General features: G+C 72.5%; 3 protein-coding genes and 2 pseudogenes. 2 read left to right on the top strand and 3 right to left on the bottom strand.

Going from position 1 to position 7262, the window contains the following annotated elements; genetic code table 11:
* Positions 1-33 precede the first annotated feature (33 nt).
* From ABD308_RS39805 to ABD308_RS31780, 3 genes and pseudogenes are all read right to left on the bottom strand, one after another.
* A pseudogene (locus ABD308_RS39805) lies at positions 34-450 on the bottom strand (NPCBM/NEW2 domain-containing protein); the annotation flags it as partial.
* A 36-nt stretch (positions 451-486) separates the two neighbouring features.
* Positions 487-2160: pseudogene (locus ABD308_RS31785) on the bottom strand (NPCBM/NEW2 domain-containing protein); the annotation flags it as partial.
* An 85-nt stretch (positions 2161-2245) separates the two neighbouring features.
* Positions 2246-4348, bottom strand: coding sequence for an RICIN domain-containing protein (locus ABD308_RS31780; RefSeq protein WP_344342777.1), 2103 nt, complete (start codon positions 4346-4348; stop codon positions 2246-2248).
* 235 nt (positions 4349-4583) lie between these two features.
* On the opposite strand from ABD308_RS31780, the gene ABD308_RS31775 reads away from it, so the two are divergent.
* Positions 4584-5624, top strand: coding sequence for a substrate-binding domain-containing protein (locus ABD308_RS31775; protein ID WP_344342775.1), 1041 nt, complete (start codon positions 4584-4586; stop codon positions 5622-5624).
* Positions 5617-7209: a sugar ABC transporter ATP-binding protein gene (locus ABD308_RS31770; protein ID WP_344342773.1), complete on the top strand. Its 1593-nt coding sequence runs from the start codon at positions 5617-5619 to the stop codon at positions 7207-7209. Before ABD308_RS31775 ends, ABD308_RS31770 begins: the two co-directional genes overlap by 8 nt.
* Positions 7210-7262 lie beyond the last annotated feature (53 nt).

The raw sequence follows: 7262 nt of genomic DNA, 5'->3' as shown, positions 1-7262 counted from the left end.
GCCGAATGGCTTTCGGCACCGCGCCCGACCCGATCAGCAGGTGAGGACCGGCGCCGCCCAGTCGGCGTGGTCGCTGTTGGTGCCGTCGCCGCCGTCGGTCACCACGAGCCGCAGCTCGGTGGCCCCGTCGAGTGCCGCGGTGAGCTGCTTCACCCCGGAGGCGGCGGTCATCCGCCCGCTGTCGGCGACCTTGGTGTCGTCGGCGAAGATCTGGAAGGAGACCGAACCCCGGCCCTGCGCCTCGGCGTCCACCCCGACGTCGGTGCTCAGCGCGGAGCAGGAGCCGCCGAGGTAGTAGACGATCTCGCTGAACGCGTTGACGCCCAGGCCCTTCTGGTAGGTGGCGCTCCCGATGGTGATCGTGGAGCCGTCCCGGGCCTGGTTGCCGCCGTTGCTCATGTCCCGCTCGACCGGGCCCCAGCTGTTGCCCGCGGCGGACCAGGCGACGTCGGAGAGCTGGTACGTCCCGGCGGCCGGGCCGTCGCCGCAGGCGATCCGGACGTTCGCCCAGTCGGCGTGGTCCCAACTCGTGCCGTCGCCGCCGTCGGTGACCACCAGCCGCAGCTCCTGGGCCCCGGAGAGGTCGGCGGTGAGCCGCTTCGCCGGGTCCTGGCCGGTCACCGGACCGCTGTCGGCGGCCTTCACCCCGTCCTTGTAGACCTGGAAGACCACCGAGCCGTTGCCGTACGCGTCGTCGTCGATGCCCACGTCGGTGACCAGGTTGCGGCAGGCGCCGCCCAGGTGGAAGCCGATGTCGCTGGGGGCGTGCACCCCCAGGCCGTAGTTGTACGGCACGCCGCGCACGGTGATGGTCGGCCCGTCGCCCGCCGCGTGGTCGCCGTTGCTGCGGTCGCGCTCCACCGGGCCCCAGAAGTTGGCGGCGGAGGTGAACGGGAGATCGCTCAGCCGGGTCACCCCGGTGGGCGGGGCGACCGGCGAGCTCGGGGTGACCCGGAACATCGCCGTGCCGTGCCCGGGCACGACCGCGCTGATCGCCCCGGTGCTGCTGGTGCTCTGCTTGGACCACAGGTCCTTGACCGTGTAGGAGGCGGCGCCCCCGATGCCGACGGCCGACGCGGTGGTGCTGATGGTGGCGTCGTAGGAGCCCTCGTTGGTGAGGGTCACCGAACGGCTGCCGTCCGCCAGCGGCTTGCTCATCACCACGAGCCCGTTCTCCCGGGTGACCACCGAACCCTGCCGCCCGAGCGGGTCCTGGTCCACCGCGATGACGTCCTTGTTGGTGAGGATCTCCAGGGTCTCCGGCTCGGCGCCGCGCAGGTCGCTGCCGATCATCAGCGGGGCGGCCATCTGCGCCCAGAGGCTGAAGTGGGTGCGGTACTCGGTGCCGGTCATGCCGCCGTTGCCGACCTCCAGCATGTCCGGGTCGTTGAAGGCGCCGGGCTTGGCGTAGTTGGCCAGGCCCTGGTTGGTCTGCGCGATGGAGATCATGCTCTGCCAGTTGTCGCTGATGTCACCGGTGGTGCGCCACGAGTTGCCCACCGGCTGCGCCCAGTTCCACGGCCCGGTGCTGCCCCACTCGCAGATGCTGTAGAGGATCGGCCGGCCGGTGCGCTTCAGCGCCTCGCCCATGGCCCGGTACCGGGTCTGCGCGTCGACGCCCTTGTTGTTGCAGTTGTCGTACTTGAGGTAGTCGACGCCCCAGGACGCCCAGAGGTCCGCGTCCTGCTGCTCGTGGCCGAGGCCGCCGGGGAAGCCCTTGACGTCACAGGTGTGGTCGCCGGCGCTGGAGTAGATGCCGAACTTCAGCCCCTTGCCGTGCACGTAGTCGGCGAGCGCCTTGATGCCGTGCGGGAAACGGACCGGGTCGGGCACCAGGTTGCCGGCCCCGTCGCGCTCGGGCAGCGCCCAGCAGTCGTCGAGGTTGATGTACTGGTAGCCGGCGGCCTTGAGGCCCTTCTCGACGAAGACGTCGGCGATGCCCTTGATCATCGCCTCGTTGAACTGGTCCCCGCAGTAGGTGGAGTTCCAGTTGTTGAAGCCCATCTGCGGCGTCAGGTTGAGGCCGTTGTCGAGGGCCGCGGCCGGTGGTGCGGTGGCGAGTTGGAGCCCGATGGTGAGGGCGCCGCCCCCGGCCGTCAGGGCGAGCGCGGTCAGTGCGGCCGCGAAGCGGCGGCGTGGTCGGAGATCGGGGGTGGGCAAGAATCCTCCAGGTGAGGGAACCGGAAAGGGAGGGCGGGCCGGGGGAGTCGGCCCGAGGTCGGAAGGGGGGACGGGGCGCGGCCGGTCAGTTGAGCAGCGTCCAGGCCTGGCCCGGGGCGGCCGGGTTCGGCGGGTTGAGCACGACGGCGGAGGTCGGCGCGCTCTGCGGGGCCTCCAGGGCCAGCCCGGTGGCGACGTTGGTGATGGTCAGCGCCCCGGTGGTGGTGTTCTGCACGACCCGCCACTTCTGGTGCGGGCTGGCGGGGTCCCAGCGGTTGAGCACCCAGGCGGCCGAGCCGGTCCCGTTGCCACCGGTCAGGGTGCCGTGCACCTGGGTGGGCGTGTTGCAGTTGTCGGTGATGCGCACGGTGCCGTCGGGGTTCGGCGTGAACGTCCACTGCTCCGAGGTGTGCCAGTCCCACCAGGTGTTGATGTCGGTGGTCGAGCCGTCGGGCGCGGCGCACATGCCCCGCACCTCCAGGGCCTGGCCGCCGGTGCCGCCCGCGCTGATGCCGTGGTAGCGGCCGTCGCCGACGACCGCGGCCGGGACGGTGACGGGCAGCGGCTTGAGGCGGTACAGCGCGACGCCGTGCGCCGGCACCCAGGAGCCGACGGCGTTGGTGAAGGTGCCGGTGGCGCCGCTCCAGAGGTCCTTGACCGTGTAGCCCGGGCCGCCCAGCCCGAGCTCGGCGAGCGTCTTGCTGACGTACCGCCAGTCGGACGGGTCCTGGTTGACCAGCAGCACGGCGGTGTCGCCGTCGGCCAGTTGGCGCTTGAGCACGACCGGGGCGGTGGGGTTGTCGGGCGGGGCGCCGACCAGGGTGGCGGGTTTGGCCAGGCGGTCCTGGTCCAGCGCGATGACGTCGGTGTTCTTGTAGACCGCCAGCGCGGAGTCGCTGATGCCGGTGGTCCAGCTGACGCCGTGGTCGTTGTGGCGGGAGTCGGCCGCGGTGCGCAGGTCGGCTCCCGCGATGAGCGGGGCGGCCAGCATCGCGAGGATGGACATCTCGCTGCGCGCCTCGTCGTCGGTCATCGGCTTGTGGCAGAGACAGGTGTCGGTGGTGCCGTAGACGCCGTAGGGGGACAGCCAGCCCGCGAACATCATGTCGAGGTCGTTCCAGCTGCCCGGCCGGACGTTGCCGGGGTACTCCAGCGCGGTGCGCAGCTGGCCGTTGTAGAGCACGCCGTCCAGGTCGGGGCCCCGGTCGCCGCCGATCCGGCACAGGTTGGCGACCTGCCCGCACCACTTCCCGGTGGGCGCGTAGCCGGGCGCCTCGCGTGCGGGGGTGCCGGCGGCGATCACCACGGGGTCGGTGCGGGCCGGGTCGTCGGCCGCCAGCAGGTACGGCACTCCGGTGTGCACCGGCTGGGCGGAGACGCTCAGGGTGACCCGGGGCCGGTTCCGCGCGTCGGTGGCCGCGTCCAGCGCCCGGCGGAAGTCCTGGGCACGGGCGTAGAGCGAGCGGGTGAGCTCCCGGCCGATGCCCTGGGTGTAGTAGTTGTGGCCGTCCGGTCCGACGATCTGCGGTCCGTACGGGCAGTCGTCGTACTTCACGTAGTCGACGCCCCAGGCCACGAAGTCGGCGGCGTCGGTGCTCTCGTGGCCCAGGCTGCCGGGGCGGCCCTGGCAGGTGGTGTAGGTGGTGGTGGCGTAGAGGCCGAACCGCATGCCCTTGCTGTGCGCGTACCAGGCGAGGTACTCGATGCCGTTGAGGGTGCGGCCGTCGACGGTGTGCGAGGGGAAGCGGGAAGGGTCGGGCACCAGGTGGCCGCTGGTGATGTCGCGGCCGGTGCCGTCGGTGCCGCTGACCGGGTTGCCGTTGGGGTCGTAGAGCTGCATCGCGCCTTCGGCGGTCTTGGCGAAGTCGGCGCTCTGGCCGTCGCGGTGGCCCAGCGACCACCCGTCGTCGACGGTGACGGTGTCGTAGCCGGCCGCGACCAGGCCGCGGGCGGCCATGAAGTCGATGGTCTGGAGGACCTGCTCCTGGGTGACGGCGGTGCCGAAGATGTTCCAGGAGTTCCAGCCCATGGGCGGGGTGAGGGCCTGTCCGTTCTCGACGGTCCCGGTGGTGGGCGCGGCGGTGGCGGGCGCGGCCGAGGGGCCGAGGGCGAGCGTGCCGAGGCCGGACGCGGCGAGGGCCAGCGCCAGCAGGGTGCGGGACACGAATCGGGGTGCGGTTCTGCGCATGGGCGCTCCAGGGGGCGCGAGTGGGGGCGCATGAGGTTCACTGGTGAAGGGGAGCCGCAATGGTGCTTTCTGTCTTCTTTTCAAACAGAAAGCAACGCAGCATAGCCATGGCGGGAGTCGGCACTCAAGAGGGCGTCTTGGCATCAAGGGTCTTGACGCCCCATCAGCTACGGGTGTGATATTTCACATCGCGTTGAAATCTGTTTGGTTCTGCTGATGAGGAGTGGTCCCCGCCATGACCGGAAGCACCAGCCGCCGCGCTGCGGCAGGCTCCCTCCTGCTGGCCCTCGGCCTGACCGCCGCCTGCTCCGACGGGCAGGAGACGACCACCGGCGCGAGCTCGGCGGCGCCCGTCAGCGGGAAGATCTCGATCACCTATCTGCAGAAGCAGGGGGACCAGGAGTACTTCATCGGCGAGGCCGCCGGGGCGAAGGCCAAGGCCGCCGAACTCGGCGTCGACCTCAAGGTGGTGAACCTCGGAAACGACGCCAACAAGACGGTCAGCGAGGTCCAGGCGGCCGTCGCCCGGAAGACCAACGGCGTGATCATCGTCGTCCCCGACCCGGCCGTCGGACCGCAGGTCGTGCGGACCGTCCAGGACGCCGGGATCACCCTGCTCACCTCCGACGACCAGGTCTGCGCCACCGGCCCCGACCCGGCCGCCTGCGCCAAGGCCGACCTGGTGCCCCGGATCGGCTTCAGCGGCGCCCAGATGGGAGCCGAGGTCGGCCGGCGCGCCGCCGAGGAGTACACCAAGGCCGGCTGGACGGCGGCCGACACCCGGGTCCTGTCGGCCTGGAAGCAGGACGTCACCGTCTGCGGGGACCGCGTCAAGGCGGCCAAGGAGGCCTTCGACGCCGCCGTCCCCGGGGTCCGGACCATCGACGTCGCCACCGACAACACCCCCACCGGCGCGCAGGACAAGGTCGCCGCGACCGTCACCGCCAACGCGGGCGTCAAGCACTGGGTGGTGTGGGGCTGCAACGACGAGAACGTGCACGGCGGCGTCACCGCCCTGCGGAACGCGGGCGTCGGCGCGGACGACGTGATCGGCGTCGGCCTCGGCGCCTACCTCGCCTGCAAGGACTGGGGCTCCGGCAAGCCGACCGGGATGAAGGCCGCGCTGTTCATCAACGGCAAGGAGGTCGGCGCGCTCGCCGTCCAGACGATGTACGACAAGCTCAAGAACGGCAAGGACCTCCCGGCCGAGCTGTTCGCGCGCGCCACCATGGTCGACGCGGCCACCTGGCAGGGCGCGGGGGTCACCTGTGGCTGACCGGGCCGCCACGGAGCCGGCCGGCGCCCGGCCGCCCGGCCCGCCGCCGGGCGGCAGCGGCGTCGTGGCCGTCACCAAGACCTTCGGCGCCGTGCGGGCCCTGAGCGAGGTCACCCTCGACTTCCCCCGGGGCGCGGTCACCGCCCTGATGGGCGAGAACGGCGCCGGCAAGTCCACCCTGCTCAAGATCCTCACCGGCGACCACCGGCCCACCGGGGGCCACGTCCTGCTCGACGGCCGCCCCGTCGAGCTGCGCTCCCCGGCCCAGGCCCGCGCCCTCGGCATCCGGATCGTCCCGCAGGAACCCGAGATCGTCCCGCACGTCTCGGTCGCCGAGAACGTCCACGCCGGCGCCCTGCCCACCGGCCGAGGCCGCCGGCTGGACCGCGCCGAGCTGCGCCGCCGGACCACCGCCGACCTGGAACGGCTCGGCTTCACCGGCGTCCTCGACCCCGACCTCCCCGGCTCCCGGCTCACCGCCGCCCAGCGCCAACTCGTCGAGATCATGCGGGCGCTGACCGGCGAGGCCAAGCTGATCGCCTTCGACGAGCCCACCTCCTCGCTGTCCGAGCACGAGGCCGACACCCTCTTCGCGCTCATCGGCCGGCTGCGCGACCAGGGCATCGCGGTCGTCTACGTCTCCCACCGCATGCGGGAGATCTTCCGGCTGGCCGACCGGATCGCCGTGCTGCGCGACGGCGCGCTGGCCGGCGTCCAGGACGCGCGCGACACCACCGAGGACGAGCTGGTGCGGCAGATGGTCGGCCGCGACCTGTCGGCGATGTTCGTCCGTGGCGGCGTCGCCACCGACCGCGTGGTGCTGCGGGCCCGCGGCCTCACCACCGACCACGTGCGCGACGTCGACCTGACCGTCAGGGCCGGCGAGGTCGTCGGCCTGGCCGGACTGATCGGCGCCGGACGCTCGGAACTCGCCCTCGCGCTCGCCGGGGACCTGCCCGTCCGCTCCGGCACCGTCACCCTGGACGGACGGCCGCTGCCCACCGGCAGCCCCGGCCGGGTGATCCGCGCCGGCCTCGGCCTCGCCCCCGAGGAGCGCAAGGCCCAGGCGCTCTTCCTGCACCGGTCGATCCGCGACAACACCTCGATCGCCGTCCTGGACCGGCTGCGCCGCGGACGCTTCGTCAGACGCGCGGCCGAACGCGAACTGGCCCGCGAGTACACGGACCGGCTGCGGGTGCGCGCCCCGTCGATCGAGCACGAGGTCCGCAAGCTCTCCGGCGGCAACCAGCAGAAGGTGGTGCTCGCCCGCTGGCTGGCCCGCCGGCCCGGGCTGCTGATCCTCGACGAGCCGACCCGCGGCATCGACGTCGGCGCCAAGGCCGAGATCCACCGGATCATCGCCGACCTGGCCGAGGAGGGCGTCGCCCTGCTGGTGATCTCCTCCGAACTGCCCGAGCTCCTGGGCCTGGCCGACCGGATCGTGGTCCTGCAGAACGGGCGGGTCACCGGCGAACTCGACCGCGCCGACGCCACCGAGGAGGCCGTACTCCAGCTCGCCATGGCCGACGACATCACCGCGGCCGACGCCACCGCCCGCCCGACCTCCCCGGGAGCACCCCGATGACCAGCGCCACCACCCCGCCCGCCGTCGGCCGGCCCGGCCCCGGCGAACCCGGC

The sequence above is a fragment of the Kitasatospora putterlickiae genome, from assembly GCF_039527695.1.
In the GTDB taxonomy this organism is placed as follows: domain Bacteria; phylum Actinomycetota; class Actinomycetes; order Streptomycetales; family Streptomycetaceae; genus Kitasatospora; species Kitasatospora putterlickiae.
Note: the sequence above shows the minus strand (reverse complement) of the source record. Positions and strands in the feature narration are given on the sequence as shown.